At 56.2% G+C, this 17750-nt stretch carries 13 protein-coding genes and 1 pseudogene; 12 read left to right on the top strand and 2 right to left on the bottom strand.

Going from position 1 to position 17750, the window contains the following annotated elements; genetic code table 11:
- Nucleotides 1-4 precede the first annotated feature (4 nt).
- The 8 genes from G3N58_RS01360 (at nt 5) to G3N58_RS01325 (ending at nt 8620) form a co-directional block, all read left to right on the top strand.
- On the top strand, nt 5-1222 hold the full coding sequence (locus G3N58_RS01360) for a 2Fe-2S iron-sulfur cluster-binding protein (RefSeq protein ID WP_205998326.1): 1218 nt from the start codon (nt 5-7) through the stop codon (nt 1220-1222).
- A gap of 103 nt (nt 1223-1325) precedes the next feature.
- Nucleotides 1326-2288 carry an amidohydrolase family protein gene (locus G3N58_RS01355; protein WP_205998325.1) on the top strand — a complete coding sequence of 321 codons (963 nt, stop codon included), beginning with the start codon at nt 1326-1328 and terminating at the stop codon, nt 2286-2288.
- Between the two features lie 59 nt (nt 2289-2347).
- Nucleotides 2348-3100 carry an Asp/Glu racemase gene (locus tag G3N58_RS01350; RefSeq protein ID WP_205998302.1) on the top strand — a complete coding sequence of 251 codons (753 nt, stop codon included), beginning with the start codon at nt 2348-2350 and terminating at the stop codon, nt 3098-3100.
- Nucleotides 3101-3131: 31 nt separating this feature from the next.
- On the top strand, nt 3132-3986 hold the full coding sequence (locus tag G3N58_RS01345) for an alpha/beta hydrolase (protein ID WP_205998301.1): 855 nt from the start codon (nt 3132-3134) through the stop codon (nt 3984-3986).
- Between the two features lie 23 nt (nt 3987-4009).
- Nucleotides 4010-5044, top strand: coding sequence for a 2,5-dihydroxypyridine 5,6-dioxygenase (locus G3N58_RS01340; protein ID WP_167044764.1), 1035 nt, complete (start codon nt 4010-4012; stop codon nt 5042-5044).
- Nucleotides 5045-5053: 9 nt separating this feature from the next.
- Nucleotides 5054-5677, top strand: coding sequence for an N-carbamoylsarcosine amidohydrolase (locus tag G3N58_RS01335; RefSeq protein ID WP_167044761.1), 624 nt, complete (start codon nt 5054-5056; stop codon nt 5675-5677).
- Between the two features lie 152 nt (nt 5678-5829).
- Nucleotides 5830-7443 carry an MFS transporter gene (locus G3N58_RS01330; protein ID WP_346778227.1) on the top strand — a complete coding sequence of 538 codons (1614 nt, stop codon included), beginning with the start codon at nt 5830-5832 and terminating at the stop codon, nt 7441-7443.
- Nucleotides 7444-7528: 85 nt separating this feature from the next.
- Complete coding sequence (locus G3N58_RS01325; RefSeq protein ID WP_205998300.1) at nt 7529-8620, top strand: porin; 1092 nt, start codon at nt 7529-7531, stop codon at nt 8618-8620.
- A 34-nt stretch (nt 8621-8654) separates the two neighbouring features.
- On the opposite strand, the gene G3N58_RS01320 is transcribed toward G3N58_RS01325, so the two are convergent.
- On the bottom strand, nt 8655-9161 hold the full coding sequence (locus G3N58_RS01320) for a MarR family winged helix-turn-helix transcriptional regulator (protein WP_167044753.1): 507 nt from the start codon (nt 9159-9161) through the stop codon (nt 8655-8657).
- A 412-nt stretch (nt 9162-9573) separates the two neighbouring features.
- Between G3N58_RS01320 and G3N58_RS01315 the strand changes: the two genes are divergently transcribed.
- Nucleotides 9574-10899, top strand: a complete 1326-nt coding sequence (locus G3N58_RS01315; protein ID WP_167044750.1) for an MFS transporter — start codon at nt 9574-9576, stop codon at nt 10897-10899.
- A pseudogene (locus G3N58_RS01310) lies at nt 10899-11207 on the top strand (catechol 1,2-dioxygenase); the annotation flags it as partial. The gene G3N58_RS01315 and the pseudogene G3N58_RS01310, both read left to right, overlap by 1 nt.
- A gap of 307 nt (nt 11208-11514) precedes the next feature.
- Here G3N58_RS01310 and G3N58_RS01305 read toward each other — a convergent pair.
- Nucleotides 11515-12429, bottom strand: coding sequence for a LysR family transcriptional regulator (locus tag G3N58_RS01305; protein ID WP_205998299.1), 915 nt, complete (start codon nt 12427-12429; stop codon nt 11515-11517).
- 171 nt (nt 12430-12600) lie between these two features.
- Between G3N58_RS01305 and G3N58_RS01300 the strand changes: the two genes are divergently transcribed.
- Both G3N58_RS01300 and G3N58_RS01295 read left to right on the top strand, forming a co-directional pair.
- A complete protein-coding gene (locus tag G3N58_RS01300; protein ID WP_205998298.1) occupies nt 12601-16038 on the top strand; it encodes a molybdopterin-dependent oxidoreductase in 3438 nt (1145 codons plus the stop codon).
- A 149-nt stretch (nt 16039-16187) separates the two neighbouring features.
- Complete coding sequence (locus G3N58_RS01295; protein ID WP_167281913.1) at nt 16188-17639, top strand: TIGR00366 family protein; 1452 nt, start codon at nt 16188-16190, stop codon at nt 17637-17639.
- Nucleotides 17640-17750 lie beyond the last annotated feature (111 nt).

Raw genomic sequence — 17750 nt, 5'->3', positions numbered from 1 at the left:
AGGAATTTCCATGTCTGTCATTGAACTCACCATCAACGACCGGGCGATACGCGGCGAGGTTGCGCCGCGCACGCATCTGGGCGATTTCCTGCGCGATAACCAGAATCTGACCGGTACCCACCTGGGGTGCGAGCACGGAGTGTGCGGCGCGTGCACCGTCCTTATCGACGGCGAACCGGTGCGTTCCTGCATTACTTTCGCGGTCGCTTGCGACCACCAGAAGGTGCGTACGATCGAAGGGTTCGACGACGATGAACTGATGAAGCGCATCCGTCGATCTTTCTCGGTGCATCACGGCCTGCAGTGCGGCTACTGTACGCCGGGTATGCTCATTACGGCACGCGATATCGTGCGCCGTTTTCCTGACGCTGATGAGTCGCGCATTCGTCTCGAGCTGTCCGGAAATCTGTGCCGCTGCACCGGCTACATGGGTATCGTCAACGCCATCAAAGCGGTACTTGGCGACCTGAAAGACAATCCGATCGCTGACGTCCTCACCGTTCCCACTGCTCCAGTTCGACAAGCGGCGACGCAGGAAACCGGTGCATTCCAGACATTTGCAGCAGTGGCGGCTGCCCCGTCGATTTCCTCGGAACGCGCGCCGCAAGAGGCGAGCGCGGCATCGCCGGTTTCTGCTGCCCAGCCGGCGGGTGAGCGCAAAGGCTGGACGGCAATTGATGACAGTTTCGTCGTGCCGTTTCCGCTTGAGCGGGTCTGGGGTTTTATGGGAGACCTTCCCTCCGTCACCGGCTGTCTGCCAGGGGCGGAACTGATCGAGCACGATGCTGAAAAAGTGAAAGGCAAGATCGCCATCAAATTTGGGCCGATGTCGGCGAATTTTGCCGGTGCTGCACGCCTTGAACGTGATGACGCGACGCATCGGGCCGTGATGCGTGGAGCCGGCCAGGACAACATCAGCCGCTCGAAGGCGAACGGCGACGTGACTTACGCGTTGAGTGATGAAGCGAACGGGACGCAGACACGAGTGGCGGTCACGTTCGAATACATGCTGCAAGGACCGCTCGCGCAATTTTCTCGTTCCGGGCTTGTTAAAGATTTTGTTCGACGGATGATTGCTGACTTTGGTATGCGAATTACCGCGCAGTTGGGCGGCGCAGACGTGCCGGACTCCGCAACGTTGCAGACCCGATTCAACGTCGGCAGTCTGGTGTGGAGTGTCCTGTGGGGTCGTATGAAACGGCTCTTTGGCCGAGGCGAATAAATGCTGTCACAACGATAGCGGAAGATTGGGGGCGTAGCGTGTCAAGCACGCCGTCTCGCCTCTTTATTGTCAGCATGCTGATTAAAAATGGGAGTTTGTCGTGATTAAACGGATTCGGAAGATTGCCCTGGAAGAGCACTTTTCAACGCCTGGCTTCCAGGGCTACTCAAAAAGCTTCACGCAGCACATCGAGCCGGACGTGCTCGCGGATCTTGCAGCCCGGCTTGCGGATTTCGACGAGCAGCGGATCGTCGAGATGGACCGCGCCGGGATCGATTACACCATCTTGTCCCAGAGTGGGCCGAGTGTGCAGGGCGAGACTGACCCGGCCTTGGCAGTTGCTCGCGCCAGGCAAAGCAATGACTTTCTGGCACAACAGATTGCGCGGCATCCGACGCGGTTTGGCGGGTTTGCCACGCTGCCGATGCACACACCTCATGGCGCCGTTGACGAGTTGACCCGCACGGTTCGGGAATTTGGTTTTAAGGGCGCGCTGGTGAATGGGCACACGCTGGGAACGTACTACGATGGCCGTGCTTACGACCCTTTCTGGGAGCGGATGCAGGAACTCGATGTGCCTCTGTATCTGCATCCTGCCGATGCGTATGTGGTGCCAAAGGTATTCGACGGCCATCCAGAACTGGCGGGTGCCGTGTGGGGGTGGGGTGTTGAAACCAGCAGCCATGCATTGCGCCTTCTCTTCGGCGGTGTCTTCGACCGCTTCCCCGGACTGAAAGTCATTCTGGGCCACATGGGTGAGGGCTTGCCCTACCTGCGCTGGAGGTTTGATAGCCGTTTCGCTGTTTACTCGCACGGTATTCGTCTCGAACGCGCGCCTTCCGAGTACATCGGAACAAACATCCTGATTACCACTTCCGGTGTTTGTTCGGCTCCATCTCTGCTTGGTGCAATCGGGGAAATGGGCCCGGAGGCCGTGATGTTTTCGGTGGACTACCCGTATGAATCCACCGCGATTGCCGCCGATTTCATTGAGCAGGCGCCACTCGACGAGAAAGTCAGAAATCTCGTTTGCCATGGCAATGCCGAACGTATCTTCAAGCTGTGACGCTGGTTTTTTAACCGCGAGCAGCGAAAACATCAGGTTAAATTTATCCAGGAGTAGCAATGACGAATCAGTACCGAATTGGTCAGATTGTGCCGAGTTCGAACACGACGATGGAGACAGAGATTCCGTCGATGTTTCTCGCGCGCCAGACGATCCGTGCCGAGCGTTTCACGTTCCACTCCAGCCGCATGCGCATGAAGAAAGTGGTGAAGGAGGAGCTGGCCGCCATGGACGCGGAGTCGGACCGCTGTGCGCTGGAACTCAGCGACGCGCGCGTGGACGTGCTTGGCTATGCGTGTCTGGTTGCGATCATGGCGATGGGCCACGGTTACCACCGCGTGTCGCAGAAACGACTGCATGAGCGTACGGTCGAGAATGGTGGGGCGGCACCGGTCATCACTAGCGCTGGCGCACTCGTTGATGCGCTAAAGGTGATCGGCGCAAAGCGTATTGTGGTGGTGGCTCCGTATATGAAGCCACTCACCGAGCTGGTGGTCGACTACATCCGTAATGAAGGTTACGAGGTGCTCGATTACCGTGCCCTCGAGATTCCCGACAACCTCGAGGTCGGCCGTCACGACCCCGGTCTGCTACCGGGCATCGTTTCCCAGATGGACACAACGCACGCCGATGCGATCGTGCTCTCGGCATGCGTGCAGATGCCCTCGCTGCCGGCCGTAGCCAAGGTCGAAGCGATGACGGGCAAGCCCGTCATCACCGCCTCGATTGCGACGACCTACGCCATGCTCAAACAGCTCGGTCTGGAAGCCGTAGTGCCGGGTGCCGGCGCGTTGCTCTCTGGTGCCTACTGACGTGCTGACGCTTAACGACTCCGAGACGGGCATGAGCAAAACATCCACATTTCTCTACGGTGGCAACGTTCACGCGAACGGAATCCGCCAGCACTACCTGCGCTACGGCGGTGCGACCGACGCACGTGCCGGCCGGGACTCTGTCATCATCGTGCCGGGCATCACCAGCCCGGCTGTAACGTGGGGTTTCGTCGGTGAGCACTTCGGCACGACGTTCGACACTTATGTGCTCGATGTCCGCGGCCGGGGTTTGTCTTCGGCATCGGACTCACTGGACTACAGCCTGGATGCGCAGGCTGCGGACCTGGTCGCGTTCGCTCAGGCGCTGGGGCTGACACGCTACAGCGTAGTGGGCCACTCGATGGGCGGCCGCATTGGCGCACGCGCCGCGCGCACGCAGCCGCACGGTCTTGTGCGACTGGTCATGCTCGACCCGCCCGTATCCGGACCGGCCCGTCGCTCGTATCCATCACAGCTGCCCTGGTACGTCGATTCGATGCGCCTGGCGCGCGAAGGCACAGACGCTGAGGGTATGCGTGCGTTCTGTCCTACCTGGACCGATGAGCAGCGCCAACTGCGCGCCGAGTGGCTGCACACGTGTGACGAACGCGCCGTGATCGCGAGCTTTGAGGGTTTCCATACCGACGACGTGCATGGGGACCTGCCGCACATCGGCATACCCGTCCTGCTGATGACGGCTGGGCGTGGCGACGTGGTCCGCCCCGAAGACGTCGAAGAGATCCGTACGCTGGTACCGCAACTCGAGCACTCGCACGTGTCCGATGCCGGCCACATGATTCCGTGGGACGACGAGCCCGGTTTCTATCGTGCGTTCGGTGATTTTTTGGGCACGCCTCTGCCGAGTCTGGCCACCGTTCGGGCTTGACGCCCCTTTTTAAGGAGAACTCGATGCCAGTCAGCGACTACCAGATGGTTGAGGCGTGGAAGCAGGTATTGACACTCTCGCGCCTTGAAGCGGGCCAGACTGTCACGATTCTGACGAGCGCGGCTACCCATCCGCAAACGCTCTCGACCGCGTTGATCGCGACGCAGTCGATGGGTGCGATCGTCAACCGGTTGGACCTGCCGCCGGTGAATGGCGAAAAGGCGCTGAGCCGCGACTCGCTTGCCTACCTTGGCACGACACCGCTCACGGGCAACCCCGCGGCGATAGCCGCGCTCAAGGCGAGCGACCTCGTCCTGGACCTGATGACGCTGCTGTTCTCGCCGGAGCAGCTCGACATTCTGAAGACCGGCACCAGGATTCTGCTCGCGGTCGAGCCGCCTGAAGTGCTGACACGGCTAGTGCCAAGTCTGGCCGACCGCGAGCGCGTGCTGGCTGCCCAGGCCCACATCAATCGGTCCAAAGAGATGCGCATCGTGTCGGCCGCCGGAACGGATTTCCACTGTCCGATAGGCGAATTCGAGGCGATCGCGGAGTACGGCTTTGTCGACACGCCGGGCCGGTGGGATCACTGGCCCAGCGGCTTTGCACTGACATTTCCCGACGAGGGGCGAGCCTACGGGCGCATTGTGATCGACCGCGGCGACATCCTGCTGCCGCAAAAATGCTATGTGCAGGACCGGATCGAGCTCACTGTCGAGAACGGCTTTGCTACGCGCATTGAAGGCGGCATGGACGCGGATCTGCTCAAGGAGTACATGGGTACCTTCAAGGACCCCGAGGCGTATGCCATCTCGCACATCGGTTGGGGGCTGCAGCCACGCGCGCACTGGTCAACGTTGGGGCTGTATGACCGGGAGGCAACCATCGGTATGGATGCGCGCGCCTTCGAGGGCAACTTCCTGTTCTCGCTCGGACCGAACAACGAAGCGGGTGGCAAGCGCACAACTACCTGCCACATCGACATTCCGCTGCGCCACTGCGATGTGTTCCTCGATGGTGAAGCAGTGGTGCGCAATGGCAAGGTGCTGGATAAGTGAGGAATCAGCATGTCCAATGAACTTGATACATACCAGCGCCAGAGCTTCGGCTCGACGCTTGAACCGAAGGCGCCGGTGGGCCTCCTTATCGTCGATTTTGTCAACGGCTTTGCCGACCCCGAAGTGTTTGGCGGAGGCAACATCGCGCCAGCTATCGAGCGCACCGTTGCGTTGCTGGCGCATGCGCGCGAGCGCGGCTGGCCCGTCGCCCATACGCGTATCGTATTCGCTGACGACGATGCGGACGAAAACATCTTTACGCTGAAGGTGCCGGGTCTGCTCACACTGAAGGAGCACACGCACAACAGCGCCATCGTGTCGCAACTCACGCCGCGTGAGGGTGAACTGGTGGTGCGCAAGACGGTGCCGTCGGCGTTCTTCGGCACATCACTGGCTGCGTGGCTCACACAGCGCGGTGTACAGACGCTGGCGGTCGCCGGTGCGGTGACGAGCGGCTGCGTGCGCTCGAGCGTAGTGGACGCGATGCAGTACGGCTTCCGTCCGTTCGTGCTCTCAGATTGCGTAGGCGACCGTGCCATCGCTCCGCACGAGGCCAACCTCTTTGATATGGCACAGAAGTACGCCGCTGTCATGACCCGGGACGAAGCACTCAGAGTCCTTGGAAATTTGTAGCCGGGGCCGAAGCAGACGGGCGCGTCAGATAAGGCGTGCCCGGCGCCGATCGCTAGCGCTTTTCGAATCGAAGCGTGCATCAATACTGGTCTGGTTATGCCAGATCATCCTTAAATAATTACGTATAACTAAATATATCTGCGGAGAAAACTGTGCAGCCAGAAGTGGGAGTGGATATCTCGACGTCGAAGCTGTCGCGGCACGCTGTCACGCGTCGCGAATTTACGCTTATCATCGCGTCCTCATTTGGGGCGTTACTCGAATGGTACGACTTCTATATCTACGCCGCCCTGGCGGGAACGTTCAGTACGCTCTTCTTTCCCAGTGGAAATGAGACCACGGCCTTTCTGGCCAGTCTCGCGACATTCGGTGCGGGCTTCCTCGTGCGGCCACTCGGCGCGCTGTTCTTCGGCCGGCTCGGCGACAGGATCGGTCGAAAATATACTTTCATGGCGACCATTGTCCTGATGGGTGTCGCTACAGTGGGTGTGGGACTGCTTCCTTCGTTCGCAAGGATCGGGATGTTGGCGCCGCTGTTGCTCGTATGCCTGCGGCTGTTGCAGGGTTTTGCGCTGGGCGGTGAAACGGGTGGGGCGGCTACCTATCTGGCTGAACATTCCCCAGCCAGGAGTCGGGGTTTGTATACCAGTTCGCTGCAAACGACTGCCACACTGGGTTTGCTGGCATCCATTGCAGTTGTCAGCGCGTGCCGGTCCGCCATGGACAGTACATCGTTTCAGGAGTGGGGCTGGCGGGTGCCGTTCCTGGTTTCGCTCGTGCTACTGGTGATCTCCGTTTACCTTCGAACGAAGTTAGCCGAGTCGCCGACATTCCAGAGTATGAAGCATGCGGGAAAACTGTCGAAATCTCCGATCAGCGAGAGCTTCGGCAGCTGGGAAAATCTCAAGTACGTGCTCATCATGCTGTTCAGTACCGCCTCCGGCGTCGGCGTCGTGTTTGGGACTGGTCATTTTTACTCGATGTACTTTCTGCAGAACACGCTGAAGGTCGCTCCCAACACGGTGAATCTCTATCTGGCCATCGCCTTGGTGTGCGTTTTTCCGTTCTACCTGATCTTCGGCTGGCTCTCCGACCGCATTGGCCGTAAGTGGATCATGATGGCAGCCTGCCTGCTGCTCGCCGTAACGACGCAGTCAATCTTTCACGCGTTGACCCACTACGCGAATCCGAAATTGGAGGCGTTCCAGAAAAACTCACCTGTCATCGTTCACGCAGATGACTGCCACTTTTCGTTGTTTGCCGCACCGAAAACGGATTGCGACCGCATTCGTTCGTTCCTGAGTGCATCGGGCGTTTCATACCAGCAGATGCCATTGCAACCAGGGCAGTCGGCGGATACCACTATTGGCGACGTCACCGTGCACGGCAGCGATCGGCACGAGCTGGAGAATGCGCTGCTGGCCGCTGGGTGGGTGCAGCATGCGGACCCGGCGCAGATCAATACGCCCATGGTCATCTTCCTTATGTGGCTGCTGATTGTGTATCTCGCGATGGTCTACGGTCCGATGGCGGCATTCATGGTTGAATTGTTCCCCGCACGAATCCGCTACACCTCGCTGTCACTTCCGTTCCATCTAGGATCGGGCTGGTTCGGCGGGATGTTGCCGTTCGTTGTTTCGGCCATGGCCGTAGCGAACGGAAACGTCTACTTTGGCCTGTGGTATCCGATTGTGATTGCGGTGCTCTCTCTAATAGTCGGTGTGCTTTTCGTTCCAGAAACTTTTCGCCGGGACATTTCTAAGTAATTCATATTTTAATAAATAGAGAAGATTTATCCTGTTCATTTGGGTAACGGAGATCTTCGTACAATCTTGCATATAAGGTTTGGCGATGAGAAATTCATGGGCCGTTGCTGCAGCAGCGTGTACTCTTGCGGCCGCCATTCCGGCGCGCGCACAATCTTCCGTGCAACTCTGGGGTGCGCTCGATGCGGGGGTCACAATAGTCACTAATCAGAAGGGCGGCCATAACTACACGATGGATAACGGCATCGCGATGCCGAACCTGTGGGGCCTGCGCGGCACGGAAGATCTCGGCGGCGGTAACAAGGCAATATTTGAATTGATCGACCAGTTCAATCTCGGAACCGGCGCAATTTTTCCAACGAACGGCGGCGGACTTTTTGGCCGTAACGCTTATGTGGGTCTGTCGAGCGATCAGTACGGGAAACTGACTTTTGGAGAACAGTACGACTTCATGATTGACTCGTTGCTGCGCTTTGACAATTCGATCTACATCGCGGGATTGTACGGTTTTCGGGAGGGACCATTTTCGGGCCTTGGCATTCCGGGAAATTCCTCAGGGAACGCGAATTTCGACTGCATGTCGGGCACCGCCATTTCCAACTCGGTGAAATACACGACGCCAACGTACTATGGATTCTCAGCCGGCATGCTTTACAGCTTTGGCGGTGTGCCTGGCGCGATCGCGCAGAACGACGGTAAGAGTTTCGGCGCTAACTATGCCAATGGGCCTTTTTCCGCGGGTGTGGCGTATACGTACCAACGGTACGCGCAGCTTGCGAACGGCATGGCAGGGATACGAAATTTCGGGGCCGGCGCCGAATACAAATTCGGTCTGGCCGTGCTTAACGTCTTGTACACGAACACAAAAAACACAGCCAACAACGCAACCATCAACGTATATCAGATCGGTGCGCACTACCAGATTACGTCGGCACTTTCAGTTGGTGGAGACTACGAATTGATGAAAGGCAATGCCGTGCTTGCCAGCGACAAGGCTAACCAGTTCTCAGTGGGCGTTCGATATGCATTGTCCACGCGCACGGTACTTTATACAGAAGCCGTGTATCAGAAGGTGAGTGGCGACAACGACCCGCAGGCATGGATCATGGCAGTGTCGAGTGCGTCGAGCAACGACAGGCAACTGTTGACGCGAGTCGGGATATTGCATCGGTTTTGAGAGCGGAAATATGGCGTCCCAGGACGCCATATTTTCAGTCGAAGTGTTTGAGTAATGTGCGGCCATACTGGTTGTTGCCTTCGACCAGCTGCATCATCATCCGGATGAATTCAATGCGCTCCTTGGCGTCCAAAGGAGCCAGAAATCGGACCTGAGCTTCGCGCATGCTCTCATACATGTCATTCATGACGCGCTGCCCCTTGCTGCTGATATTGGCGATTTTCTGGCGTCCATCAGCGGGACTAGGCTCGCGCTTGACGAGTCCCCGTTCTTCCAGGCGCCGGAGAACGTCGGCCATCGTCGTGCGGTCGACGCCGACTTCGGCGCAGAGTGAGGTCTGGTCGAGCCCAGGACGCTCGCTCAGCGTTGTGAGCAAGCCGTACTGAACCGGCGTAATCGCGAAGTCTTTGCAGCTTTCAAAGAACAGTGCGACGTGGATCTGATTGAGGCGCCGGATCAGGAAGCCCGGACGCTGCCAGAGGTGACCGGTCTCAATCGCCGAATCCGCGACGGCAGTCTTTTTCTCCGTAACTGTACCCATATTCATCCTTTTCAAAGAGTCCTGTCATTCAGGACAAGTGTAACTGTTGTCTGGCGGTGGCAGTCGGTGGCGCTTGCGTCATGGCAGGCTGCGTAGTGCGCGCCTGGGTTGCAGACACGCCGTCTGCAGTCCTTGACGGGACGGCCTGGGGGAACTCCTGTTGCATTCGTTTTTTTTTCGGGATACAAACCTATCTGTCAGTACGCTGATTATTTTACAGCCAAGTTGGCGGGCCGTTGCTAACGGCTGAGATTCCCTTGGTTTTAAGAGTCAACATAAGAGAAGCGTCACGCAGGCATTTCGACCCGAGGATTCGTTAGTGGGCTAGTTCTATACCCTATTTATCAGTGTGCTGATCAATGGGGGTGGCAGTTTTGCCAGGCGTCAACTTTCATGTGTTTGGAGGCAACGAATGAGTACTACCCCTGTACGACCGAATGAGGCTGCCCTGGGCGGGCAGTCGATGTCCTGGCGCGACATCAAGACGCTAGGGCTCGCTTCCCTCGGCGGCGCACTCGAATACTACGACTTCATCGTCGCCGTATTCTTCACGAAGCTACTCGCTACCGTGTTCTTTCCGCCGCACACACCGGAATGGCTTGCCCAACTCGAGGTGTTCTGTATTTTCGCCGCCGGCTACCTCGTTCGTCCGATCGGGGGTATCTTCTTCGCCCACTTCGGCGACCGGATCGGCCGCAAGAAAATGTTTGCACTCAGCCTGTTCCTGATGGCATTTCCCACGTTGCTGATTGGCCTGCTGCCCAGCTATACGATGTTCGGCATGGCCGCGCCACTGCTGTTTCTGCTGTGCCGCGTCCTTCAGGGCCTCTCCGTTGGTGGGGAAGTTCCGGGTGCCTGGATCTTCTGCTCGGAACACGTGCGCCGTGACCGCGTGGGTCTCGCGTGTGGCCTGCTGATGTCGGGTCTTTGCACTGGCATCCTGCTGGGTGCGTTGAGCGCCAAATATCTGATGGGCAATCTCGATGCGGAGAGCCTGAGGAGTTGGGGGTGGCGCATGCCGTTCATCGCGGGCGGCGTCTTTGGGTTGATCTCCGTCTACCTGCGTCGCTACCTGCACGAAACGCCCGTCTTCGAAGCGCTGCGCGCCAAACGTGCCGCTGACTCGCGTTTGCCGCTGTCGGTCGTGCTCAAACATCATCGTGGTGCGATCGTTGTATCGCTGCTGGCCACATGGGTCTTCTCCGGCATCTTCGTGCTGTATTTTCTGTACACACCGACCTTCCTGCAGTCGCAGTTCCACTATGAAGCGAAAGCGGTATTCACCAACAACTCGTGGTCGATTCTGGGACTGATCATAGGCAGCACGATCGCAGGCTGGGTCGCGGACAGGATTGGCGGCGGCAAGGCGTACGCGCTGGGCAGCATTACAATGCTCGTTGTGACGGGCGCCTTCTACTTCGCGCTGACTTCCGGCAGTAGCGCGGTTTGGCCGCTCTATATCGCCGGCGGCTTCCTGATCGGTACCATTACGCTCGGGCCGTACATTATTGTGAAAAGTTTCCCGCCCGAGGTCCGCTTCACGGGTTTTGCACTGTCGTACAACACAGCCTACGCGATCTTCGGCGGCACCGCACCGGCAGTCGCCTCGTACATGGTGGGTCGGCAGGGCATCCTCATGGCGCCCGCCTGGTATATCGCCGCGCTCTGCGTACTCGGCGTCATCATTGGCTTCACCTGGCGTGCTCCAGTCCACGCCGACGTTGCATCCTCACATTGAGGCTGCTGGGCGCATTGGGTCGCCACGGAAATCGCCCTGCGCACCTGCATTTCTTTGTCACTTCGGACGGCTATCGCAAGTTGACCACTCAGTTCAACATCGAAGGTGATCCCCTGATCTGGAATGATTTTGCTTACGCGCCGCGCGAGGAACTGATTCCTCCCGTTACCGAAAAGCAGGGCGGGACGGAACTAGGTTTGAAGAACGATAACTACAGGGAGATCGAATTCGGCTTCGTCGTGATGCCGCTGGTGCAGGGCAGGGACAATCAGATCGTCGAACGTGTGCGCGCTGCGGTTGTAGCGTAACTCGTGGTAAGGGAGCACCCGGTTGCGCTGCGCGGTGCTCCCGTGATTGTCGTCGGATGACATGTATTAGCCTGGACCGGACCTGACAGGTAGTCGGAGACGCGAAGTAAGGAATGCGATTCAGTGAGGAATCGGTTTCCCCCTGGCGAGTTCGAGTGAGTCGAGGAAGGTACGCCAAGGCGTCTTGACGTAGCACTATCGCCCCTGATGTTCGTGCTCATTGTTGTACCGCTCCGGTGGTCGTGTCACGCTGAAATGCAGCCTGCTGATCGCATAGGCGCGCCATCTCGGCCAGAGAACAGCACGTTTAAACCTTGAACAGAGGTTTCCAGGACCGGAGCAGGTGGCGAAATGCCCGAGCCTGAGGGCTTAATGAGTGACCCTTCCGCCAAACAGCGCCAATATCCATCGTCGGCAACTCAGCGCTAATGTCGCGGCGGCTTATGCGACGTCCCTCTAGCGACCACGGTCTATACACCAGGTCAGAGAGAATCGTGACCCCGTGATTCACAGCAACCAGGCTGCGAACCGCCTCGATTGAACGGCTCTGTATGTGGACTTGTGGAGCAAGTCCGTAATGTCCCCAGTACCTGTTGACCGTTGCTATATGCCCATCCATGTCGAGCAGCAGAAATCTTTCTTTTGCAACGTCCTCAAGTGTGACGCGCTCGGCTGCCTGCAGCGGGTGGTCGGGTGCTGTCCAAAGGCGTCTCGGCGAGCGGAGAACGACCTCAAAGGTTAGTTCGTCGGCTGGCGCGACGTTCGATACTAACAGCAGCGCCAATTCCAATTTGTCGTGTATGAGAGCCTCTTCGATATCTTTGCGTGATCGCTCGACAACCTCGATATCCAGGTCTGAAAACCGCTGACGAAGCGATGTGACGAGCGACGGTAGGAGATATGCGGAGATCGTATCCGTCATCCCAACCTTGACGCGGCCAGATATCTGCACTGGAACTTCCTGCGCAGCTGACACGGCATCTTCAACCGAGCGGCTGGCTTGTTGCACATGGCGGAGAAATCTCTCTCCGGCGTCGCTTAGCCGTACGCCTTTTGCATGTCTTAAAAGAAGCTCTACTCCCAGGCTCTCCTCCAATTTTTGGAGCGCGATTGTCATGGACGACTGCGACACATTGCATAGGCTGGAAGATATCGAGATCTGACCCGTGTCGGCGACGGAGATGAAGTACTCGATCTGTCTAAGGGTGATATGAGTGCTCAAGGTGCAACCTCCAATGATCCTGGCGCGAACCCAATGAGGCCGACGACCGGTGTCACAGAAGAATACAACAAACGATATTGAAAAAAACGATATCAGGAGATTAGAAATATGAATTTGGCGATCAAATTGTGACTAGATAGGATTTCTTCGAAATAGCGAAGGAAGGGCAAGATGGAAGTAGAGGAAAAAAAAGGATATTGCACGCTGTGCAGATCGCGATGCGGCACGATAAACACCGTGAAGAACGATGTGCTGGTAAAGGTTCGTCCGGACCCGGACCATCCGACCGGCTCCGCAATGTGCATGAAGGGAAAGGCAGCACCTGAACTCGTGCATAGCCCTAATCGAAAGCTTTATCCGATGCGGCGCACAACGCCCAAAGGGGCGAGCGATCCAGGTTGGATGCGAATCACCTGGGAACAAGCTCTGACAGAGATTGCCGGAAAACTTCTCCAGTTCAAGCGGGAGAGTGGACCGGAGTCAATGGTGTTCGGTGTAAGCACGCCTAGCGGTACGCCAATGAGCGACAGCATTGACTGGGTGGAGCGATTCATCTGGTCTTATGGAAGTCCGAACATCTGCTACGCAACGGAAATATGCAACTGGCACAAAGACTTTGCGCATGCTTTTACATTTGGATGCGGACTTCCTACTGCAGATTATCAGTATGCTGATGTTATCGTCCTTTGGGGGACGAATCCGACCAACACATGGCTTGCTCAGGCCGATGCGATAGGACGTGGACGGCGCGCTGGTGCTTCGCTAGTCGTTGTAGATCCACGCCCGACGGAATTAGCGAAAGAGGCGAATGCATGGATGCGCGTGCGCCCGGGTACAGACGGCGCTCTTGCGCTCGGCATAGCCCGCCGAATGATTGAGATTGGCAATGTGGACTACGAGTTCGTAAAAAAATGGACGAACGGTCCCTTGCTCGTCCGGTCTGATAACGGAATGTTTCTTCGCGAACGGGACATTTCTCCGGGATCGTCTTCAAATCGTTACATGGCATGGAACGCTCTGAAGGGACGGGGAGTGCCGGTCGCTTCTGAACTTCAACAATCGCCAGGTGATCTCGCTATCACAGGGGCGTATGAAATACGAACAATCGATCCGAAGGGGCGGACAATTGTCGTCCAGTGCGTTCCGGCCTTTCAGATTTACAGGGACGCTCTGGAAAGTTATACGCCCGACGCAGTTGAGCAAATAACCGGGGTTGAGCCGGCTGTTTTGCTAACTGTTGCGGGCATGTTGAAACCAGGTAAAAGAATTGCATACCACTCCTGGTCGGGCGTGGCTCAGCATACGAACGCCACTCAAACCGAACGAGCAATCGCCACACTTTACGCGTTGACCGGAGCTTTCGACACGCGAGGGTCGAACCGTGTGCTCACCCAGCAGCCTTATAACAGGATAAATGCTTTCTCTTTGCTTGATCCGTTGCAGGCGGCCAAAGCGCTCGGCTTGGGCGATCGTCCTATTGGCCCTGCAGCGCACGGTTGGGTAACAGCTCGAGATGTTTATAAAGCCATTATCTGCCGAGAGCCCTACCAGGTTAGAGGGCTTTTTGCTTTTGGAACGAATATGCTCGCTTCGCACGCTGATGCGGATTCGGCGCACGAGGCGTTGAGTTCGTTGGAGTTCCACGTGCACTGTGACCTTTTCGAAACGCCAACGTCTCGGTATGCCGACATATTCCTTCCCGTGAACACACCGTGGGAACGAGAGGCGTTGCGTTTCGGCTTCGAGATCAATGACAGAGCGGTTGAGTTAATCCAGCTTCGGCAGCGGATGGTCTCTCCCAGAGGCGAGAGTCGGGGAGACTACGAAATTGTTTTCGACCTTGCAAAACGAATAGGGCTGGAAAAAGAATTTTATGAAGGCAATGTCGAAGCAGGCTGGAATCATATGCTTGCTCCGCTCGGATTAGACATCGGTACTCTCCGAGGAGTACCAGAAGGTGTTATACGGCCGTTGGTTCAGAATGAGCGAAAGTACACTTTTCCGACGGAAAACGGTTTGCGCGGATTTGATACGGAAACTCAGCGCATTGAACTCTATTCCGAAAAACTGTTGCGACATGGCTATCCAGCCGTGCCCACGTATGTCCCTCCTAATAAAAACCCGACACCAGAGAATAATGCGAACTATCCATTGACCGTTACTTCAATCAAAAATGGATACTACTGCCACAGTCAACATCGAAGCTTGGCTAGCCTTCGCCGGCGAGCACCGTATCCAGTCGTGGAGATAAGCGTTGAACTAGCTGAAGAGCGAAAAATCGTAGACGGAGATTGGGTAAAAATAAATTCTACTAATGGTTCAGCTCGTTTTCGTGCGCGTGTGATTAAAGCGTTAGCTCGTGATGTCATCGTCGCCGAGTATGGCTGGTGGCAATCATGCGACGAGATTGGCATGGAGGCAATGGCTGTTCGAGGGCCTGGGAACAGCAACTTCAACAAATTGGCGGACGGCACGGCCGGAGACCCTATCAGTGGTTCCTCGCCACTGCGAAGTATTCCTTGCAATATCGATCTTGATCCTTCGTATGACGTTATGCGAAGAGCGTGGCAAGGATTTCGCGATTTTTATGTGGCTTCAATCAAGGCAGAAGCAAGTGGGGTGCGGACGGTTACTTTAGCAGCCGTGGATGGCGGTTCTTTGCCGGACTATTTGCCAGGGCAACACATCACCGTGTCCGTTCCGTCGCTTGGCGAAGAGGGAACAACCCGGGCGTATTCTCTTGTCTGTCCGGCCGTCGAACCCGATCGGAAAACCTACAGTATTTCCGTGCGGCATCAACGCGGAACAGCTCGAAACGGGCAAGCCTTTGAAGGGGCAATGTCAAGCTACATCCATAACGTTCTCAAAGTTGGAGATCGCGTCTCTGTACGCTCACCAAGCGGCATCTTTACGTTGCCATTGACCTGCAGGCAACCGATTGTGCTCGTTGCGGGCGGAATAGGCATAACACCATTTATCTCCTACCTCGAGTCGGTCAAGGACTCCCCCGATGCGCCGGAGACGTTGCTCCTGTACGCAAACCTGAACAGTCGCACCCACGCTTACCGAGAGCGGGTGGCCGAACTAAAAGGGCACTTGTCGCAGTTCAGGGTGATTGATTGCTATAACCAGCCAGAAGGAGAAACGGCAGGCGTTGATTATGACCTTATGGGTTATTTGACAGCAAAAGACGTCGACGAAGACTTGATTCAAAGGCGAGCCAGATTTTATCTGTGTGGTCCCGATCGGATGATGGAGGCGTTTATTACAGGACTCACCGATCGCGGCGTTCCCTCCTTCGACATCTTCAAGGAGGCTTTCAAGTCGCCTTCCAAGCCTAACCTGGATGCGTCACAGCACTTCACTGTCCAATTTACTCGCTCAAATGTGTGCGCTGAGTGGTCCTCGGAGAAGGGGAGCTTACTATCTTTCGCAGAGAGCTTGGGAATCTCAATGCCCAGCGGGTGTCGAGTTGGACAATGTGAAAGCTGTGCGGTTCGTGTTGTGTCGGGGAAAGTTGACCACATGGGGGGGCATGGACCAGAGGAGGATGGTATGTGTTTCGCCTGTCAGGCTATACCGGCTAGCAAAATTGAGATTGAAGCCTAGCGAGAACCAATCATTGTCAGCAGGATGGTATGGACGATTCCAATCTATTTCCCTTAGCCATTGTAGGGAAAATCAGAAGAATGGCTTAAGGGGCGCGGCGTAGCTGTTTTCACATAATCAGATTATCAAATTGGAGATCGGAGGCAGTCATGGAGCAGATATCAGGCAGAGAATTAGCAGGGGATAGCCGGCAGAACACGGTTGGAACGCTAGAGGGGGTCGCCGCGGCTATGACTCGGTGGTCAGAAAGATGGTTTCCGGATGCGTATATCTTTGCTGCGATCGCAGTTATTGTTGTTGCGGTTGGAGCGATGGCGATTGGAGCGCCAGTTAAAACGGTTGGGCGCGCGTTCGGTGATGGCTTCTGGACGTTAATTCCTTTCACCATGCAAATGGTCATCGGCGCTATCTCTGGATACGTAGTCGCTGTTTCTCCTCCGGCAGCGAAAGTGATGAATCGACTGGCTCGTTTACCGAGAGGGCCACGTTCTGCCGTTGCATTTGTCGCATTCGTGAGTATCTCCACATCGCTCCTGAACTGGGCAATCAGCCTGATCTTTAGTGGTCTATTGGTCCGGGTTCTCGCGAGGCGCGAAGATTTGCGCATGGATTACCGGGCAGCGGGTGCTGCTGCTTACCTGGGCCTAGGAGCCACATGGGCTCTGGGCCTAAGTTCTTCTGCGGCCCAATTACAGGCGAATCCGGAAAGCCTTCCTAAGGGACTGCTCGCTATCACCGGCGTTATTCCATTTTCCGAAACAATTTTTCTTCCACAGTCGTTCTTGGTGGTTGCTGTTCTGACAATAATTTCAGTCCTAATCGCATACTTTTCAGCGCCAACAGGTGATCGGGTACGCACTGCAGTGGATATGGGCGTTGACGTTAGTGACCAGGAGACGCGGTTAAGCGCTCCGGTTCGACCTGGAGATCGGCTTGACCACTCGCCGGTTATTACAATCATGATCGTCCTGCTTGGAGCAGTCTGGATATGGCACGAGTTCACTACGAAAAACCCTATACTCGCGATCTCAAACCTGAACACCTACAACTTTGTCTTTTTGATGCTTGGGATGCTATTGAATTGGCGGCCCAAACGCTTCCTTAATGCGATTGCGAAATCTGTGCCATCTACGGCAGGCGTCCTTATCCAGTTCCCGCTTTACGGCGGAATAGCATTCATCCTCACCAAGGCTGCCGTCCCGTCGGGTGTACCACTGTCCGAGCACCTTGCGCACTTCTTTGTTGCGATTTCTTCTCACTCCAGCTTCTCAGCAGTCATGGGCTTGCACTCCGCAATATTGGGATTCTTCATCCCCTCAGGTGGCGGTAAATGGATAATCGAAGCCCCTTATGTAATCGAGACCGCAAAAGCTGTGCAGGTTCATCTGGGTTGGGCAGTCACGGTTTATAACGCCGCTGAAGCGCTTCCCAACCTCATCAACCCTTTTTGGATGCTGCCGCTTCTAGGAGTCTTAGGATTGCGCGCCAGAGACGTAATCGGTTTTACGTTTACGCAGTTGCTAGTGCATTTTCCCGTTGTTATCTTCCTTCTTTGGGCTCTGACTAGCACTCTTCAATATCATCCACCTTGGATGCCTTAGAAATCCGGAGAACATAATTGTCGAATTTTTCGACATTATTATTTTATATTGATATGTAACCTAAGCCAAATAGTATGTTATTGCGTCTGAGATGAGATGATTCATGGTAAA

Origin of the sequence: Paraburkholderia sp. Ac-20342, assembly GCF_017104985.1 — a bacterium.
GTDB lineage: Bacteria > Pseudomonadota > Gammaproteobacteria > Burkholderiales > Burkholderiaceae > Paraburkholderia.
Note: the sequence above shows the minus strand (reverse complement) of the source record. Positions and strands in the feature narration are given on the sequence as shown.

Bases quoted from the DNA above. Each gene is read 5' to 3' on its own strand.
- G3N58_RS01350 (WP_205998302.1), top strand. From the start codon at position 2,348: ATGACGAATCAGTACCGAATTGGTCAGATTGTGCCGAGTTCGAACACG.
- G3N58_RS01345 (WP_205998301.1), top strand. From the start codon at position 3,132: ATGAGCAAAACATCCACATTTCTCTACGGTGGCAACGTTCACGCGAAC.
- G3N58_RS01340 (WP_167044764.1), top strand. From the start codon at position 4,010: ATGCCAGTCAGCGACTACCAGATGGTTGAGGCGTGGAAGCAGGTATTG.
- G3N58_RS01335 (WP_167044761.1), top strand. From the start codon at position 5,054: ATGTCCAATGAACTTGATACATACCAGCGCCAGAGCTTCGGCTCGACG.
- G3N58_RS01325 (WP_205998300.1), top strand. From the start codon at position 7,529: ATGAGAAATTCATGGGCCGTTGCTGCAGCAGCGTGTACTCTTGCGGCC.
- G3N58_RS01320 (WP_167044753.1), bottom strand. From the start codon at position 9,161: ATGGGTACAGTTACGGAGAAAAAGACTGCCGTCGCGGATTCGGCGATT.
- G3N58_RS01315 (WP_167044750.1), top strand. From the start codon at position 9,574: ATGAGTACTACCCCTGTACGACCGAATGAGGCTGCCCTGGGCGGGCAG.
- G3N58_RS01300 (WP_205998298.1), top strand. From the start codon at position 12,601: ATGGAAGTAGAGGAAAAAAAAGGATATTGCACGCTGTGCAGATCGCGA.
- G3N58_RS01295 (WP_167281913.1), top strand. From the start codon at position 16,188: ATGGAGCAGATATCAGGCAGAGAATTAGCAGGGGATAGCCGGCAGAAC.